7 protein-coding genes are annotated in these 17876 nt (G+C 72.1%); 6 read left to right on the top strand and 1 reads right to left on the bottom strand.

The genetic code is table 11. The features are described from left to right. Positions 1-188: 188 nt before the first annotated feature. On the top strand, positions 189-1160 hold the full coding sequence (locus tag ACIRJT_RS06390; RefSeq protein WP_403905482.1) for a MerR family transcriptional regulator: 972 nt from the start codon (positions 189-191) through the stop codon (positions 1158-1160). Between the two features lie 33 nt (positions 1161-1193). On the opposite strand, the gene ACIRJT_RS06385 is transcribed toward ACIRJT_RS06390, so the two are convergent. Further along, on the bottom strand, positions 1194-2393 hold the full coding sequence (locus ACIRJT_RS06385) for a cysteine desulfurase-like protein (protein ID WP_403905265.1): 1200 nt from the start codon (positions 2391-2393) through the stop codon (positions 1194-1196). Positions 2394-2960: 567 nt separating this feature from the next. Between ACIRJT_RS06385 and ACIRJT_RS06380 the strand changes: the two genes are divergently transcribed. Genes ACIRJT_RS06380 through ACIRJT_RS06360 form a run of 5 tightly spaced genes read left to right on the top strand, consistent with a single transcriptional unit; the run spans position 2961 to position 17875 of the window. After that, positions 2961-3905: a sterol desaturase family protein gene (locus tag ACIRJT_RS06380; RefSeq protein WP_403905262.1), complete on the top strand. Its 945-nt coding sequence runs from the start codon at positions 2961-2963 to the stop codon at positions 3903-3905. Positions 3906-3962: 57 nt separating this feature from the next. Further along, positions 3963-13430, top strand: coding sequence for an amino acid adenylation domain-containing protein (locus ACIRJT_RS06375; protein WP_403905258.1), 9468 nt, complete (start codon positions 3963-3965; stop codon positions 13428-13430). Next, entirely contained in the window at positions 13420-15102 is a 1683-nt protein-coding gene (locus ACIRJT_RS06370; RefSeq protein ID WP_403905255.1) for a phytoene desaturase family protein, read from the top strand. Before ACIRJT_RS06375 ends, ACIRJT_RS06370 begins: the two co-directional genes overlap by 11 nt. Then, a complete protein-coding gene (locus tag ACIRJT_RS06365; protein ID WP_403905252.1) occupies positions 15099-16823 on the top strand; it encodes a phytoene desaturase family protein in 1725 nt (574 codons plus the stop codon). The genes ACIRJT_RS06370 and ACIRJT_RS06365 overlap by 4 nt, the downstream gene beginning before the upstream one ends. Then, positions 16820-17875: an MDR family NADP-dependent oxidoreductase gene (locus ACIRJT_RS06360; RefSeq protein WP_403905250.1), complete on the top strand. Its 1056-nt coding sequence runs from the start codon at positions 16820-16822 to the stop codon at positions 17873-17875. Before ACIRJT_RS06365 ends, ACIRJT_RS06360 begins: the two co-directional genes overlap by 4 nt. Position 17876 lies beyond the last annotated feature (1 nt).

Genomic DNA, 17876 nt, shown 5'->3' with positions numbered 1-17876 from the left:
TGCCGCGGCCGGGGCGGGGCAGTGTGGGGGCTGGGCGAGGGCATCGAGCATGGCCCCGGTGCCTCCAGCGAACCGCGCTCCGACAAACCGGGCAACATGCATCGTTTTTGCATCGTATGGTGGGCTTTGTGGACCCTGTGAAGGACTTCGTGATGGCCCCCTTGACGGACCCCGTGGCGGACTCGGCGATGAGCCCGGCTCCCCGCGCGGGCGGTCGGTCCCCGCGAGCGGCGGCCGACGGAGGGCTGACCACGGGTGCGGTGGCCCGCCTGCTGGGGGTCGCGCCGACGACGCTGCGCTCGTGGGACCGCCGCTACGGCATCGGCCCGGCCGCACGGGAGGACGGCCGGCACCGCCGCTGGACCGGGGCCGACATCGCCGCTCTGCGGAGCATGTGCCGCCTGACGAGCGCGGGCCTGCCGCCGGCCGAGGCCGCTCGTGCCGTCCTGGCCGGAGCGCCCCGCACCACGGTCGCGCCAGGGGCCGGGGGAGCCTCCCGGGGCTCCGGAGCGCCTCCGCTCGGCAGTGCCCGCCGGGAGTGCCGCGGCCTCGCCCGGGCGGCGCTCCGCCTGGACGCGCCGGCCATGGAGGAACTGCTCGCGCAGGTGCTCGACCGCTACGGTTTGCCGGTCGCCTGGGATGAGGTGATGGTGCCGGCGCTGCACGCGGTGGGCCGCAAGTGGGAGACCGCGGGGGAGCGATACGTCGAGGTCGAGCACCTGCTGTCCTGGCACGTCTCCGGCGCGCTGCGCGGTGTCTCGCCCGCCCGCCCTCCCGTACCCGGCGCGGGCCTCTCGCTGCTGGCCTGCGCGCCCGGTGAGACCCACACACTGGCCCTGGAGGCACTCGCCGCCACGCTCACCCGACACGGTCTGCCGGTCCGCATGTTCGGCGCCGCCCTGCCCGTCGTGGCGCTGGAGGAGGCGGTCCGCCGCACCGGCCCCGACGCGGTGGTGCTCTGGGCGCAGTCGCGCGACACGGCGAGCCATGCGCTCGCGGCCCGGGTGGGGGCCGTCGAGTGGGGCGTACGAGGCGCGCGCAGGCGGCCCGTCGTCTTCACCGCCGGTCCCGGCTGGGCCGGGCGACAGCCCCCGGGAACCCGGCACCCGTCACGGCTCGCCGACGCGGTGGACGCACTGGCCACACTCGGTGCGCGGTGACCACGGCCGTCACCGCGGTCGCGGCCCCCGACGTCACCGCAGCCAGTCCGACAATCCCGTCAGAAGGCGCTCCACGTCGTCCGCGTCGTTGTACGCGCAGAGCCCGACGCGCAGGCCGCCGCCGTCGCCGAGCCCCAGGTGGCGGGAGGCCTCCAGGGCGTAGAAGGAACCGGCGGGCGCGTGGACCCCGGAGCGGGCGAGCGAGCGGTAGGCGTCCGCCGCGTCCCGGCCCTCGAAGGTGAGCAGCAGGGTGGGGGTGCGTTCGGCGGCACGGGAGTGGACCGTCACACCGCCCAGTTCGCGCACCGCCTTCTCGATGTTCTCCCGCAATTCCGTCTCGTGGGCGCCGATCGCCGCGTACGCCGACCGCAGCCGCTCTCGACGGTCGCCCGCCCCGGCGCCCAGCCCCGCCAGGAAGTCCACCGCCGCTCGGGTGCCCGCCATCGACTCGTAGGGGAGCGTGCCGAGTTCGAAGCGTTCGGGCACGTCGTCGGTGGACGGCGCCAGCTTGTCGGGGCGGAGGGTGTCGAGCAGTTCGGGACGGGCGGCGAGCACCCCGTGATGGGGCCCGAAGAACTTGTACGGGGAGCAGACGAAGAAGTCCGCCCCGAGCCGTTCCACGTCCACCGGGTGGTGGGCCGTCAGATGGACCCCGTCCACGTACAGCAGTGCGCCGGCCCGGTGGACGAGCCCGGCGATGGCCGGGATGTCGGGTCGGGTGCCGATGAGGTTGGAGCCGCCGGTCACCGCGACCAGCCGGGTCCGACCGGTGATCTGCGCGCCGACTGCCTCGGGGGACAGCTCGCCGGTCGACGGATCGAAGTCCGCCCATCGCACGACCGCCCCCGCCCGCTCGGCCGCGTGCACCCACGGCCGGATGTTGGCATCGTGGTCCAGTCGGCTGACCACCACCTCGTCCCCCGGGCTCCAGGCCCTGGAGAGTGTGCGTGAGAAGTCGTACGTGAGCTGGGTGGCGCTTCGGCCGTACACGATCCCGCCCGGGTCCGCGCCCAGCAGGTCCGCCATCGCCTGCCGGAACCCGCGCACGATCTCCTCCGCGTTCACCTCCCCGGGCAGGCCGGCGCCCCGGATCGACAGGGGCCCGCTCATCGCCTCGCCGATCGCGGCGATGACGGAGGCCGGAGTCTGGGTGCCGCCCGGCCCGTCGAAGTGCGCCGTACCGGACCGCAGGGCGGGGAACTGTGCGCGCACCGCGCGGACGTCGTACGGCAAGGAGGCTCCTCGATTCGCTGATGTGCTGCCTGATCTCCCTGTGATCATCGCAGGGCGGTGTCCTCCGGTGGAAGGAGTGGGGCCCTCCGGCGGAGCCCCGCTCCGAGGCCTTGCCTCGGGGGCGCTTTCGGCGGAGCGGGTTTCGCGCGGGCGCACCGCCCCGTGACCGAATACGCGCCGAGCGTGAGACGACGTCTCCCGGCGCATCGGAATGCGCCGTCATCAAACGCCGCGATGATCCTACGAAAGAATTGTTCGCACAAATGAACTCGCCTCGGTTGTGCGATCCTTTTCGCATTACCGTCCCGGATAAATGCGCCGGATGATTTCTGCGAGTCGGGCGTGATTAAAGCGGTGGGAACGGGAAATAGATGATCTGGGCTGATGGGGTCGGGGGCATCAGTTCGCGCCACGGCCGAATTCATCGGGGTCGGGTGTCCGAAAGTCGCCAGCGCGGGGGCTGTGTCCACCGCCCGGGGTTTCCTGTCACGTCCTAGGGGCCCTGGCCTGCTCTGATGCGATGCCATGGTCTCTCTCCCCGTCACTGTCGCTTGTGGAGGGTCACGGATGGACGAGCGCGAGCACTCCGCCGATGGCGGAATCTATTCGGCCAGCTATTCGGTCGACCGGAAGAGGGGGGCCGGTAATTCTTCTGCGCGACTTCTTCGCGCCGCCGCATACCCGGTTCTCCTCCTCGCGGTCGTATCCGTGGGTGTGGCCGCATTGCGGCTGCAGTGGGATCCGGCCTGGGTCAGTTCGCTTTTCGTGGTCGGGGCCATCGCCTATCTGGCTCTCCTGGAACGGCTGATTCCTTATGACCGGAACTGGCACCCCGGAAAGGCCGAATGGCGCTGGTACGGCATCTACTTCCTCCTCACCATGGCCGGAAGTGGACTGGCGCAACTACTGGTCGCGCTGGCCGTCGGTCTGATCTCGCCCGCGGAATCGGCCCGCCATCTCGGGGTCGAGATCCCGGGCGCGCTCCTCGCCGGATCACTCGTCAGCTACGCGGTGCACCGGCTGGGCCACCAGAACGCCCTGCTCTGGCGCCTGCACGGAGTGCATCACGTGCCGCAGAAGGTCAACGTCGCCAACAACGGGGTCAACCATGTGCTGGACATCGTCCTGGCGCAGGCCCTCGTCCAGCTGACTCTGGCGTTCGTGGGATTCTCCCGCCCCGCGGTGCTGGTGGTCGGACTCTTCGTCGCCGCCCAGGGCTATTTCATCCACGCCAACATCGATGTCCGCATCGGACGGCTCAACCATCTGCTGGCCAGTCCCGAACAGCACCGCCTGCACCACAGCACCGATCTGTCCGAAGCCGGCCACTACGGCTCCGACCTGTCGTGCTGGGACCACCTCTTCGGCAGCTTCACCTGGCACCCCGGCCGCGAGCCCGCCGCCGTGGGCCTGCACGACCCCACGTCGTTCCCCGGCACCGGCGAGATCCTCGCCGCTCTCACACATCCCTGGCGACGCCGACCGGCACGGGCGGCCCCCCGGCCGGAGTGACCACCGCCTCCTGACGCTCCACCACGACTTGCTCCACCACGACTTGAGGAGTTCGACATGGCCGACGCGAACAACCGGGCGTCACGGAACAAGGTGGCGATCATCGGGATGGGCTGCCGCCTGCCCGGCGGCGCCTCGGACCACCGCACCTACTGGCGCAATCTGGTGGAGGGCAAGGACTGCATCACGCCCACCCCGCCCGACCGGTACGACGTCAGCACGCTCGGCAGCCGGTTCCGCGACAAACCAGGGCGCCTCGTCGGCGGCCGCGGTGGATACATCGACGGTTTCGACGAGTTCGACCCCGCGTTCTTCGGCATCAGCCCCCGCGAGGCCGACCACATGGACCCGCAGCAGCGAAAGCTTCTCGAAGTGGCGTGGGAGGCCCTGGAGGACGGCGGTCAGCGGCCCGCCGACCTCGCCGGCGGCAACGTCGCCGTCTACGTCGGCGCGTTCACCCTGGACTACAAGATCCTGCAGTTCGCCGACCTGGGCTTCACCTCGCTGGCCGCCCACACCGCGACCGGCACCATGATGACGATGGTGTCGAACCGCATCTCGTACTGCTTCGACTTCCGCGGCCCCAGCCTCTCCATCGACACCGCGTGCAGCTCCTCCCTGGTCGCCGTCCACCTGGCCTGCCAGGCCCTCAACAACGGGGAGAGCGACCTCGCGCTGGCCGGCGGCACCCTGCTGCACATGGCCCCGCAGTACACCATCGCGGAGACGAAGGGCGGGTTCCTGTCGCCCGAGGGCCGCTCCCGTACGTTCGACGCCGCCGCAGACGGCTATGTGCGGGCCGAAGGCGTCGGCCTGGTCGCGCTGAAGCGGCTGGACGACGCCGTACGGGACGGGGACCGGATCCACGCCGTGATCGCCGGCAGCGGCGTCAACCAGGACGGCCACACCAACGGCATCACCGTGCCCAACGCCGACGCCCAGGTCGACCTCATCCGCCGGGTCTGCGCCGAGGCGGGCATCACCCCCGGGGCGCTCCAGTACATGGAGGCGCACGGCACCTCGACCCCGGTCGGCGACCCGATCGAGGCCAATGCCCTGGCCCGCGCGCTGGCCATCGGCCGGTCCCCGGGCGCCCGTGCCTACGTCGGCTCGGTCAAGACGAACATCGGCCACACCGAATCCGCCGCCGGGGTGGCCGGGTTGATCAAGACCGTCCTGAGCATCAAGCACCGCACGATCCCGCCCCACATCAACCTGGAGAACCTCAACCCCGCCATCGACCCGGCGACCCTGCCCTACGAGATCCCCACCCGGCCCACCGCCTGGCCGGAGCACGAAGGGCCCGCCCGCGCCGGGGTCAACTCCTTCGGGTTCGGCGGCACCAACGCCCATGTCGTCCTGGAGGAGGCCCCCGCGCCCCTGCCGGACCTCCGCCCCGCCGAGCCCGCCGGACGACGCTGGAGCATCCTGCCCCTCAGCGCCCGCAACCCCGACGCCCTGGCGGAGATGGCGGCCGGGATCCGGGGCGAGCTGGCGGGCGACGACGGCCCGGCCGTGGCCCTCGACGACCTCGGACACACCCTGGCCCACCGCCGCCAGCACCTCCCCGAGCGGCTGTCCGTCGCCTACACCTCGCGCGCCTCCCTCGACGAGGCCCTGGCCGCGCACGCGCGCGGTGAGGCCCACCCCCGGGCCGTCCACGGCCGCGCCCGGGACGCCGCCGACCGGCGGCTGGTCTGGGTCTTCACCGGCATGGGCCCCCAGTGGTGGGGCATGGGCCGCCAACTGCTGGAGGAGGAGCCGGTCTTCCGTGACGCCGTCGCCGCGTGCGACCGGGCGCTGCGGGAGTTCGCCGACTGGTCCCTCATCGAGGAGATGACCGCCGACGAGTCCGTCTCCCGGATGGGGGAGACCTGGCTCGCCCAGCCCGCGAACTTCGCCGTGCAGGTCGCCCTGGCGGCCCTGTGGCGGTCCCACGGAGTGCGCCCGGACGCCGTGGTCGGCCACAGCACCGGTGAGATCGCCGCCTTCCACGCGGCGGGCGTCTACTCCCTGCGGGACGCGGCCAGGATCGTCGTGCACCGCAGCCGCCTCCAGCAGACCCTGGCCGGCACCGGCGCCATGCTCGCCGTCAGCCTCTCGGAGGACGAGGCGGAGCGCCGTGTACGCCCCTACAGCGACCGGATCTCCATCGCCGCCGTCAACAGCCCCACCGCGATCACCCTGGCCGGGGACGAGGCCGCGTTGACCCTGCTGGCCGAGGAGTTGCGGGCCGAGCAGCAGTTCGCGAAGTTCCTCACCGTCGAAGTGCCCTACCACAGCGTCGTCATGGAGCGGATCAAGGGCGAACTGCTGGCCGAGCTGGCGCCGTTGGAGCCGCGCACGGCCCAGCTTCCGCTGTACCTGACAGGTGTCGAGGGCATCGCCCGGGGTGAGGAACTGGACGCCGCGTACTGGTGGAAGAACGTCCGCGAGCGGGTGCGCTTCCGCTCCGCCGTGGACCGCATCGCCGACGACGGCCACCAGGTGTTCCTGGAGATCGGCCCGCACCCGGTCCTTGGCCACGCGATCCGCGAATGCCTCGACGCGGGCGGGACGAGCGGACTTACCCTGCCCTCGATCCGCCGCCGGGAGAACGAGAGCGAGCGCTTCGCCGCCTCCCTCGGCTCGCTCCACAACCTGGGCGTCGCCGTCGACTGGAGCGTCCTCCAGCCGGCCGGCCGCCCGGTCACCCTGCCCCGCCACCCCTTCCGGCGCGACCGCCACTGGACCGAACCCCGGCCGGTCGCCCAGGTCCGGCTCGGCCACCGCGACCACCCCCTCCTGGGCCGCCGCACCGACCGAACGGAGCCCACCTGGCAGGCCCGCCTGGACACCGAGGACCTGCCCTACCTCGCCGACCACCGCATCCAGGACACCGTGGTCTTCCCCGCCGCCGGCTATCTGGAAATGGCCGCCCAGGCCGTCCTGCGGCTCACCGGCGGCACCACCGCCGTCCTCGCCGACGTCGATCTGCGCAAGGCCCTCTTCCTGCCCGACGGCGAGGACCGGACCGTGGAGGTATCCCTCTCCCTGGAGAACGCCGCCTTCACGATCGCCTCCCCGACCGGGGACGACGGGGAACGGGCCGTGCACGCGAGCGGGATCGTCCGCACCGGGCAACGCCGCCGCACCGCCCCGCCGCTCGACGCCCCCGCGATCCGGGCCAGGTCCCTCCGACGCCTCGAAGGTCCCGACTGCTACACCGCGCTGGCCGCCCTCGGCTATCACTACGGCCCCGCCTTCCAGGCCATCGAGGAGGTCTGGATCGGCGCCGGAGAGGTCCTCGCCCGGATCCGCCCGCCCCGGGCGATCGGCGACGACGCCGCCGCTCACCACCTCCACCCCGTCCTCCTCGACGCCTGCTTCCAGACTCTCCTTACTCCGCTGATCCCGCTGATCCCGCTGACCTCGGAGGATCCCGCACCGGACACCGGGATCAGGCTGCCGCTCTCCCTGGACGAGGTCGCCCTCGAACCCATCGGCGACCAGCCGTTCTGGGCCCACGCCACCCTGCTCCCCGGTGACGCCGACACCACCCTCGGGAACATCGCCCTGTACGCCGACGGCGGGGCGCCGCTCGGCCGTGTCCTCGGCTTCCGCGCCGCCGACGTGGAGAAGGCGGCCACCGCGGTCGCCCGGACCACGATCGACTCCTGGCTCGCCGAACCCGTCTGGACCGACTGCCCGCCGCTGCCCGCCGAGGACGCCGACACCCTGCCCAGGGACGTCAACGACGGTGACGTACGCGACGGACCGGGGGGCGGCCCCGACCGCCGGCCGGCACCCGCGACAGTGGCCCGCTCTCCCGAATGGCTGGTCCTCGCCGACACCGGGGGCGTCGCGGACGCCTTCGCCGCCCTGGCCGCCGCCCGGGGCGAACGCTGCCGCCTGGTGCGCCGGGGCGCGGCCTACACCGCGTCCGGCGACGGCGCCACGTTCACCGTCGACCCCGCGTCCGACGCCGATCTGCGCCGCCTCCTCGCCGACCTGGACCGCGACGGGGGCCCCTTCCGGGGGGCCGTCGTGCACCTGTGGAACCTCGACGCGCCCGCCCTCGCCGCCTGCGACCGCACTTCCCTGACCGACCACACCGGCGCGGGCGCGTACTCACTGATCGCCCTGGCCCGACTCCTGTCCGCCCGGGGCGACGGAGGCCGCCTGCACATCGTCACCCGCGGCGCCCAGCCCGCCCTGCCCGGCGAAGGGCCCGAACCCCTCGGCGCACCCGCCTGGGGCATCGGCCGCGTGCTGCGGCACCAGGAGCTGACCGAACACCCCGGCAAACTCATCGACCTCGACCCCCGGCGGCAGCCGGGACCCGACGGCGACCGGGCGGAGGCCGAGGCACTCCTGCGCGAGGTTCTCAGCGACGACGAGGAGGAGATCGCCCTGCGCGACGGCGGCCGCCGCACCAGCCGCCTCCGCCCCGCCGAGGACCTGACCCGCCCGCTGCCGCTGCGCCTGCGGGCGGACGGAAGCTATCTGGTCACCGGCGCGTTCGGCGCGCTCGGCCGACTGCTGTGCCGCACCCTCGTACGCCGCGGGGCCCGCCGGATCATCCTGGTCGGGCGCACCCCCGTCCCGGCCCGCGAGAAGTGGGCCGGCACCGACCCCGCCACCGCCGAGGGCCGGGCCGTGGCTCTGCTCCGCGAGCTGGAGGCGCTCGGCGCGCAGCCCGTGCTCGCGACCCTCGACATCACCGACGAGGACGCCCTGGCCGGCTGGCTCGACGCCCACCGGCACAGCGGAGCACCACCCGTACGCGGGGTGTTCCACCTCGCGGGACAGGTCCGCGACACGCTCGTCGCCGACCTGGACCGGGCAGCCTTCGACGCCGTGCACGACCCCAAGACCGTCGGCGCCCACCTCCTGCACCGGCACCTGCGGGACGAACCCCTCGAACACTTCGTGCTCTTCGCCTCGATCGCCTCGCTGCTGACCACGGCCGGCCAGACCAACTACGCGGCGGGCAACGCGTTCCTGGACGCCCTCGCCCACCACCGCCGCGCCCGGGGGCTGCCCGCGCTCAGCCTGGACTGGGGTCCCTGGGCCACCGGAATGATCGAGGAACTCGGCCTGGTCGACCACTATCTGCACAGCCGCGGCATGAGCTCGCTGTCCCCGGACACCGGCATGGCCGTCCTGGAACGCGTCATCGGCCAGGACCACGCCCAACTGGTCGTCGCCACCGTCGTCGACTGGCCCGTCTTCCTCGCCTGGTACCCGTCCCCGCCGCCCCTGGTCGCCGACCTCGCGGCAGCCGCCGCCCCGCCGGCGGACGCCGCCGCGGGCAACGGCTTCCTCGACACCTTCCGCGCCGCCGACGAGCAGACCCGCCGCACCCTGGTCGCCGAGCGCTTCGCCGCGCTCTCCGCCGCCGTGCTGCGCACCGGCACGGACCGCATCGACCCCGCCACCGGACTCGGCGAACTCGGACTCGACTCGCTCCTCGCCATGGAGCTACGGGCCCGGATCCACGCCGAACTCGGCGTCGCCCTGCCCGTGGTCGCCCTGCTCAGCGGCACCCCGGCCGGGGAACTGGCCGCCCAGCTCCACGACGGCCTCACCGCGCTGGCCGCGGCCGACGCCTCCGACGGAGCCCCGGGCGCGGTGGAACTCCACAGTGACGAACGGCAGTACCCGCTGACCCAGAACCAGAAGGCGCTCTGGTTCCTCAAGCACCTCAACCCGGACGGCTACGCGTACAACATCGGCGGGGCCGTCGAGGTGAACGTCACGCTCGAACCGGACCTGATGTTCGAGGCCGTCCGCCGGCTCATCGCCCGGCACCCCGCACTCCGCACCAACTTCCTCCTGGTGGACGGACAGGCCGTCCAGCGGGTCTCCGAGAGCGCCGCGACGGACCTCGCCCTCTTCGACGTCCGGGGCGAGGACTGGGAGTCCATCCACGCGACGATCGTCCAGGAGTACCGCAAGCCCTACGACCTCGCCCAGGATCCGCTGGTCCGCTTCCGGCTCTTCAAGCGGGGCCCGGACCGCTGGATCATCATGAAGGCCGTCCACCACATCGTCTCCGACGCCATCTCCACCTTCACCTTCATCGAGGAACTCCTCGCCGTCTACGAGGCGCTGCGCCGCAACCAGGAACCCCAGCTCCCGCCGATCGAGGCCCGCTACCTCGACTTCCTCAATCAGCAGAACGCCTTCCTGGCCGGACCGGAGGCGGCGGGCATGCTCGACTACTGGCGCGCCCACCTGCCGGCCGAGGTCCCGCTCCTGGACCTGCCCGTCGACAAGCCGCGCCCGGCGGTCCAGACCCACAACGGGGCCTCCGAGTTCTTCGTCCTGGACGACGCCCTCAGCGCCCGCGTCCACGCCCTGGCCCGCGCCCACGGCGTCACGCCGTTCATGGTGCTGCTGAGCGCGTACTACCTCCTGCTGCACCGCTACTCCGGGCAGGACCACATCGTCGTCGGCAGCCCGGTCACCGGCCGCACCCGGCAGGACTTCGCCTCCGTCTACGGCTACTTCGTCAACCCGCTGCCCCTGCACGTCGACCTGTCCGATGACCCGACCGTCGCCGAACTGCTGCAACAGGTTCGGCAAACCGTGCTCGGCGGCCTGGACAACCAGGAGTACCCCTTCGTCCTCCTCGTCGAGGAGCTGGGCCTCCAGCACGACCCCAGCCGCTCCGCCGTCTTCCAGGCGATGTTCATCCTCCTCACCCACAAGGTGGCCACCGAGCAGTACGGCTATCGCCTGGAGTACATCGAACTACCGGAGGAAGAAGGGCAGTTCGACATAACGCTGTCCGCCTACGAGGACGAGGCCGAAGGCCGCTTCCACTGCGTGTTCAAGTACAACACCGACCTCTTCCTCCCCGAGACCATGCGCCGCATGGCCGCCCACTACACCCGGCTCCTCGACCGGATGACCCGGGTGCCGGGCGAACAGCCCGCCTCCCGGCTGGAGATGCTCGGCGACCGCGAGCGGGAACGGCTCGTCGCCGAGTGGAGCCGCCCGGCCCTGCCGTCCGCCGGACCCGGGGCGGAGCCGTTCACCCCGGTCCAGACACTGATCGGCCGCGTCGCCGCGGAACACCCCGCGGCCGTCGCCGTCACCCTGCCCACCGCGCACGGCGGGGCGCACCGGCTGACCTACGCGGAGCTGGACCGGCGGGCGGCCGGCACCGCCGCCCGGCTGCGGGCGCTCGGCGTCGGCGAGGGCTCGGTGGTCGTCCTGTGCCTGGACAAGTCGCCCGAGCTGATCGTCGCCCTGCTCGGCGTGCTCAAGGCGGGCGCCGCCTACCTCCCGCTCCGGCCCGACCAGCCCGCCGACCGGCTCGCCCACCTCGTGACGACCACCGGCGCTGCACTCGTCCTCGTCGCGGAAGACGCCACGCCGGAGCAGACCGGGGCCCTGACCGTCCCGACGCTCACCCTCGCCGCGCTCGGACGCACCGAACCGCACCGGGAAGGCCCCCCGGCCGAGGCCGGCCCCGACTCGCCCGCCTACGTCATCACCACCTCCGGATCCACCGGCCGGCCCAAGGCCGTCCGCGTCAGCCACCGCAACCTCGCCTCCGCCCACGCCGCGTGGCACCAGGAGTACCGGCTGGGCACCGACGTGACGACCCACCTCCAGATGGCCGAACCGTCCTTCGACGTGTTCACCGGCGACCTGGTGCGCGCCCTGTGCTCGGGCGGCACCCTCGTCCTGGCCGACCGCGACCTCCTCTTCGACACCACCCGGCTCTACCGGACGATGCGCCAGGAGCGCGTCGACTGCGCGGAGTTCGTCCCCGCCGTCGTCCGCGGACTGATGGACCACTGCGCACGGGAGGGACTGCGGCTGGACTTCCTGCGGCTGCTGGTGGTCGGCTCGGACGCCTGGAGCGTGGGGGAGTACCGCCGGCTGGCCGAGCTGTGCGGACCCGGCACCCGTCTCGTCAACTCCTACGGCCTCACCGAGGCCACCATCGACAGCGCCTTCTTCGAGGGGCCCGTCGACGACCTGGAACCCGGCGCGATGGTCCCGATCGGCCGGCCCCTGTCCAACAGCACCCTCCACGTCCTCGACGCCCACGGCGAGCCCGTCCCGCCCGGTGTACCCGGCGAACTCTGGATCGGCGGCGACGGCGTCGCCCTCGGCTATGCCGGAGACCCCGAACAGACCGAGGAGCGCTTCGTCACCCGGGCGCTCGGCCGGACCGCCGACGCCCGGCCCGAACGGCTCTACCGCACCGGCGACATCGCCCGCTGGGACGCGCACGGCCGGGTCCACCTGCTCGGCCGCACGGACGGACAGGTCAAACTGCGCGGCCACCGCATCGAGATCGGTGAGATCGAGGCGCAGCTCGCCCAGTGGCCCCCGCTCGCCCGGGCCGTCGTCACCGTACGCACCGACACCGGGGGAGACGCGGCGCTCTGCGCCTACTGCGTACCGCAGCCGGGCGCCGCACTGGACGTCCGGGCCCTGCGCCGCCACCTTGCGCGCTCGCTGCCCTCGTACATGATCCCCTCCCACTTCACCGAGCTGTCCGCCCTGCCGCTGACGGCCAACGGCAAGGTCGACACGGCCGCCCTGCCCGCACCTCGGGCCGGGGCGGGGGACCGGCCGCACGAGGAACCCGTGACGCTGTACGAGGTCAGCGTCGCCCGCCACTGGAAGACCCTGCTCGGCCGCGAACAGATCGGCCTGGAGGACGACTTCTTCGAACTCGGCGGCAGCTCGATCAAGCTCATCGAACTCCTCCACCACCTGCGCACCGAGTTCGGCGTCGGCGTCCCCGTCAGCAGGCTCTACCAGGTCACCACCCTGCACGGGATGGCCGCCACCGTGGAGGACGTCCTGCTCGGCACCACCGCCGACGAACTGCCGAGCCTCACCTTCAACGCCGGACAGGCCCCCGCCCTCTTCTGCTTCCCGCCGGCCGGCGGCCACGGGCTCGTCTACCGGGGCCTGGCCGCACAGCTCCCCGACTACTCCGTCACCGGCTTCAACTACCTCCCCGGCGACGACAAGGTCCGCCGCTACGCCGACCTGATCGAGGCCGCCCGGCCCGACGGCCCCTATCTGCTCCTCGGCTACTCCCTCGGAGGCAACCTCGCCTTCGAGACGGCCAAGGAGCTGGAGCGGCGCGGCCGCCACGTCGCCCACGTCGTCATCCTCGACTCGCGCCGCATCCTCGCCGCCTACGAACCGGACGCCTCGGGCATCGCCGCCTTCGAGAGCGAACTCGCCGACCACGTGCGCAAGCACACCGGCTCCGAGGCCGTCGCCCGCGAGACCCTCGCCCACGCGGCCGAATACCTGGCCTTCTGCGGGCGCACCCCCAACACCGGCACGGTCGCCGCGACGGTCAGCGTGATCACCGACGAGGAGAAGGCCGCCCTCTACGCCGCCGGGGAGCACGGCACCTGGCACGGCAGCTCCACCGGGGCCACCGCCGTGCTGCGCGGCTCCGGCATCCACGCCGACATGCTCGACGCCAAACACCTGCCCCGCAACGCCGAGCTGGTGCGCTCGGTCCTGAGGGGAGGCGCGGCCCATGGCGGATGACGACGGAACCGACTGGACCAGCAGGGAACGCGCCCCGGGCACCCCGCCCCGCGTCATCGTCATCGGCGCGGGCGTGGCCGGCCTCTCCACCGGCGTCTACGCGCAGATGAGCGGAGCCAGGACCCGCATCTTCGAGAAGCACGTGCTGCCCGGCGGCTGCTGCACCGCCTGGTCGCGCGACGGGTACCTCTTCGACTACTGCATCGAGTGGCTCATCGGCACCGCCCCGGGCAACGACGCCCACCGGGTGTGGAGCGAACTCGGCGCACTCGACGGCAAGACGGTCACCAACTTCGAGTTGTTCAACAAGGTCGAGGACGCCTCGGGCCGGTCGGTGACGTTCTACAACGACCCCGACCGGCTGGAGGCCCACCTCCTGGAGGTCTCACCCGCCGACGCCCCGCTCATCCGGGCCTTCACCCGGGACCTGCGGCGCTTCATCGACGTCGAGCTGTACCCGTTCCTGACCGCGCCCGCGCTCAGGACCGTGACGGAGAGGGCCCAGACCCTGCGCACGGTGCTCCCCGTGTTCCGGCTGTTCTGGCGGACCGCGGCCACCCCGATGCACGTGTTCGCCGACCGGTTCCAGGACCCGCTGCTGCGCAAGGCGTTCCGCAACATCTTCTTCCAGGACCCCGAGGGCTTCCCGATGCTGCCGTACCTCTTCAACATGGCGGCCGCCCACCACGGCAACGCGGGCTTCCCGCAGGGCGGTTCGCTCGGCCTCGCCCGCTCGGTCGAGGAGCGCTACAAGAGCCTGGGCGGAACGGTCACCTACCGGGCCCGGACCGAGCGGATCCTGGTCGAGGACGACCGGGCGATCGGCATCGAACTCCGTAACGGCAGGCGGTACTTCGCCGAACACGTCGTCTCCGCATGCGACGGCCACACCACCGTCTACGGACTTCTCGGCGGCCGGTACACCGGTCCCCGGATCGACAAGCTCTACACCGACCTCCTCCACCGTCCCGGCACCCTCTTCCCCGCCGTCGTCTCCGCCTTCGTCGGCCTGCGCGGAGACCTGGAACCCGAGGAGGCGCACAGCACCACACACCTCCTCGGACCGGACGACGCGGCCCACCTCCCCGGGGCCCTCCAGGACAGCCTCGTCGTGCAGGCCCGCTCCCGCTACTCCGGCGGCTTCGCACCGCCGGGCCACTCCGTCCTGCACTGCACCTACTTCAGCGACTACGCCCACTGGAAGGACCTGCGCACCAGGGACCGCAAGGAATACCGCCGGCGCAAGCGCGAAGTCGCCCACTTCGTCCGCGACTTCCTGGAGCGCCGCACCCCCGGCATCGCGGAGCGCATCGAGATCGTCGAGGTCGCCACGCCCGCCACGACCCACCGCTACACCGGCAATCTCGGCGGCTCCATCCTCGCCTGGAAGGCGTTCTCCGACGCCGACGACGTCGCGGCACGCCTCGTCGGCAAGGACCGGATGCGGCTGCCGGGACTGAGCAACTTCTCCATGGCCGGACAGTGGGTCGGCATGGGCGGCCTGATCCGCGCCGCCTCCACCGGCCGCTTCGCCGTCCAGTACCTCTGCCGCGACCTGGGCCTGGAATTCCGGGCCTGGGAGAGCAAGGGCGCCGAGCCCTGGCACCCCGGGAAGCTGGGACACCTGCCCCAGCTCGACCGGTGGTCCGCACGGGAGAGCGAGGGCTCATGAGCGGCGACACGAACGGGCACCGGGCCGCCGGCGCGCGCCGGCCCCGGGAGACGATGATCATCATCGGGGCCGGCCTCGGCGGGCTCTCCACCGGCTGCTACGCCCAGATGAACGGCTACCGCACCCGCATCCTGGAGATGCACGAGATCCCCGGCGGCTGCTGCACCGCCTGGGAGCGCGGCGGCTTCACCCTGGACGCCTGCGTCAGCTGGCTCCTCGGCAGCGGCCCCGGCAACGAGATGCACCAGATCTGGCTGGAGCTCGGCGCCCTCCAGGGCAAGGAGATCCGCCACTTCGACGTCTTCAACATCGTGCGCGGCACGGACGGCCGGGCCGTCCACTTCTACTCCGACCCCGACCGCCTCGAAGCCCACCTCATCGACATCTCGCCCGCCGACGCCCGCCTCGTACGGAAGTTCTGCGCGCAACTGCGCAGCTTCCGCAAGGCGCTCGCGGTCTATCCCTTCCTCAAGCCCGTCGGACTGATGGGACGCCGGGAGCGCTGGCGGATGCTCGCCTCGTTCCTGCCGTACTTCAACTCCGTCCGCACCACGATCACCGTCCTGATGAGCGACTTCTCCGCGAAGTTCAAGGACCCCCTCCTGCGGGAGGCCTTCAACTTCATCCTGTACGAGAAGCACCCGGCCTTCCCCGTCCTCCCCTTCCACTTCCAGCTCGCCTCGCACGCCAACCTCTCCGCCGGAGTCCCCGAGGGCGGCTCCCTCGGTCTCGCCGAGTCGATCGAGGCGCGCTACCGGCGGCTCGGCGGCGAGGTCTCCTACAACACCAAGGTCGAGACGGTGATCGTCGAGGACGACCGGGCGGTGGGGGTGCGGCTCAGCGGCGGCGAGGAACTGCGCGCCGACATCGTCGTGTCGGCCTGCGACGGCTACACCACGACCATGCGGTTCCTGGAGGGCAAGTACCTGGGCGAGGACTACCGCAAGCTCTACACGGAGACCATCCACGAACCCGGCATGGTCTTCCCCGGCTACTTCACCCTCTTCCTCGGCCTCTCCCGCCCCTTCCCCGAGGGCGATCCCTGCACCACCTACCTCCTCGACGAGGCGACGGCCGCCGAACTGACCGGCATCCGCCACCCCAGCATCAACGTCCAGTTCCGCAGCCGCCACTACCCCGAACTGTCCCCGGACGGCACCACCGTCGTCTACGCCACCTACTTCTGCGACATCGCCCCCTGGCGCGCCCTGGACGAGGGCCCCGAACAGATCACCCGCACCCGCGGCGGCCAGGAGCTGCACACCCTGCCCGTACGGCACGGGCGCGGTTACTACGCGGCGAAACGGCGGGCCCGCGAAACACTCGTCGGCTTCCTGGAACAGCGCTACCCCGGACTGCGGGACGCGATCGTCGTCCGTGACGTCTCCAGCCCCCTCACCCAGGTCCGCTACACCGGCAACTACGACGGCACCGTCCTCGGCTGGCAGCCCTTCGTCGAGAGCGGCGAGACCCTCGAAGAGCTGATCAAGAAGCACGGCCCGGGTCTCCCCGGACTGCGCGACTTCTACCAGTCCGGCGTCTGGGCCACCACCGGCGGGCTCATCCGGGCCGCCGCCGCCGGACGCCACGTCATGCAGTTCGTCTGCCGCGACGACGACCGGCCCTTCACCGCCTCGCTCGACCTCACCGCACCACCACCGACCCACCGGGTCATCCCCGTGCCCGCTCGCCCCGCGGCACCGACCGAGAGGAAACGATGAAGATCGCGAAATGGGTCGTCCGCGAACACGTCGAAGGAGTCCCCGACGTGGACCGCGTCTACGAGAAGGTCGTCGAGAACGTCGACGTGACGCTCGCCCCCGACGAGATGCTCCTGCGCACCCTGTACGTCTCCGTCGACCCCTACCTCCAGGGCATCGCCCTCGACACCCCGATCGGCCGGCACATGGGCGCCGACTCGATCATGGAGGTGGTGGAGGCGGGACCGCGCGCCGCCCACCGCGTCGGCGACCTCGTCCAGGGCTTCGGCGGCTGGCGCAGCCATGTGATCAGCACGGGCATCCCCGAACTCTGGCAGACCGGCACGTTCCCCATGGTCTTCCCCGCCTACCGCAGGCTCGACCCCCGGTGGTACGACGACGCCCTGCCGCTGACGACCGCCCTCAGCGTGATGGGCGGCCCCGGCATGACCGCCTGGGGGACCCTCACCAAGTACATGACGATCAGCCCGGGCGAGACCCTCGTGATCAGCGGGGCCTCCGGCTCGGTGGGCGCGCTCGTCGGCCAGCTCGCCGCGCTCTCCGGGGCCCGGGTGATCGGCACCACCTCGTCCCCGGAGAAGGCGGACTACCTCACCGGGCTCGGGTTCGACGCCGTGATCGTCTACCGCCACGGGGACAGTGCGGAGACCGTCCGCGACGCACTCGTCCGGGCCGCTCCCGACGGCGTCGACCGCTACTTCGACAATCTCGGCGGCGCGGTCACCGACGCCGTGTTCTCCATGCTCAACATCGGGAGTCAGGTGGCGGTGTGCTGGCAGTGGGCCACCCAGGTCGGCAACGAGGGCACGGGACCCCGCCTCCTGCCCTACCTGATGTTCCCGCGCGCCACGGTCCGCGGCATCTTCTCCCTGGAATGGTTCACCGAACAGAACTGGCAGGACCTCCACACCGACCTGGGCGGCCGCGTCCGGCGCGGCGAGGTCGTCTGCGACCACACCCTGCACCACGGCTTCGACAGGATCCCCGCCGCCTACGGCAGCCTCTACGGCGACCGGGCCGCCAACCGGGGCAAGGTGCTCGTCCGGCTCTGAG

The sequence above is a fragment of the Streptomyces sp. NPDC102283 genome (genome assembly GCF_044766265.1).
Classification (GTDB): Bacteria; Actinomycetota; Actinomycetes; order Streptomycetales; family Streptomycetaceae; genus Streptomyces.
Note: the sequence above shows the minus strand (reverse complement) of the source record. Positions and strands in the feature narration are given on the sequence as shown.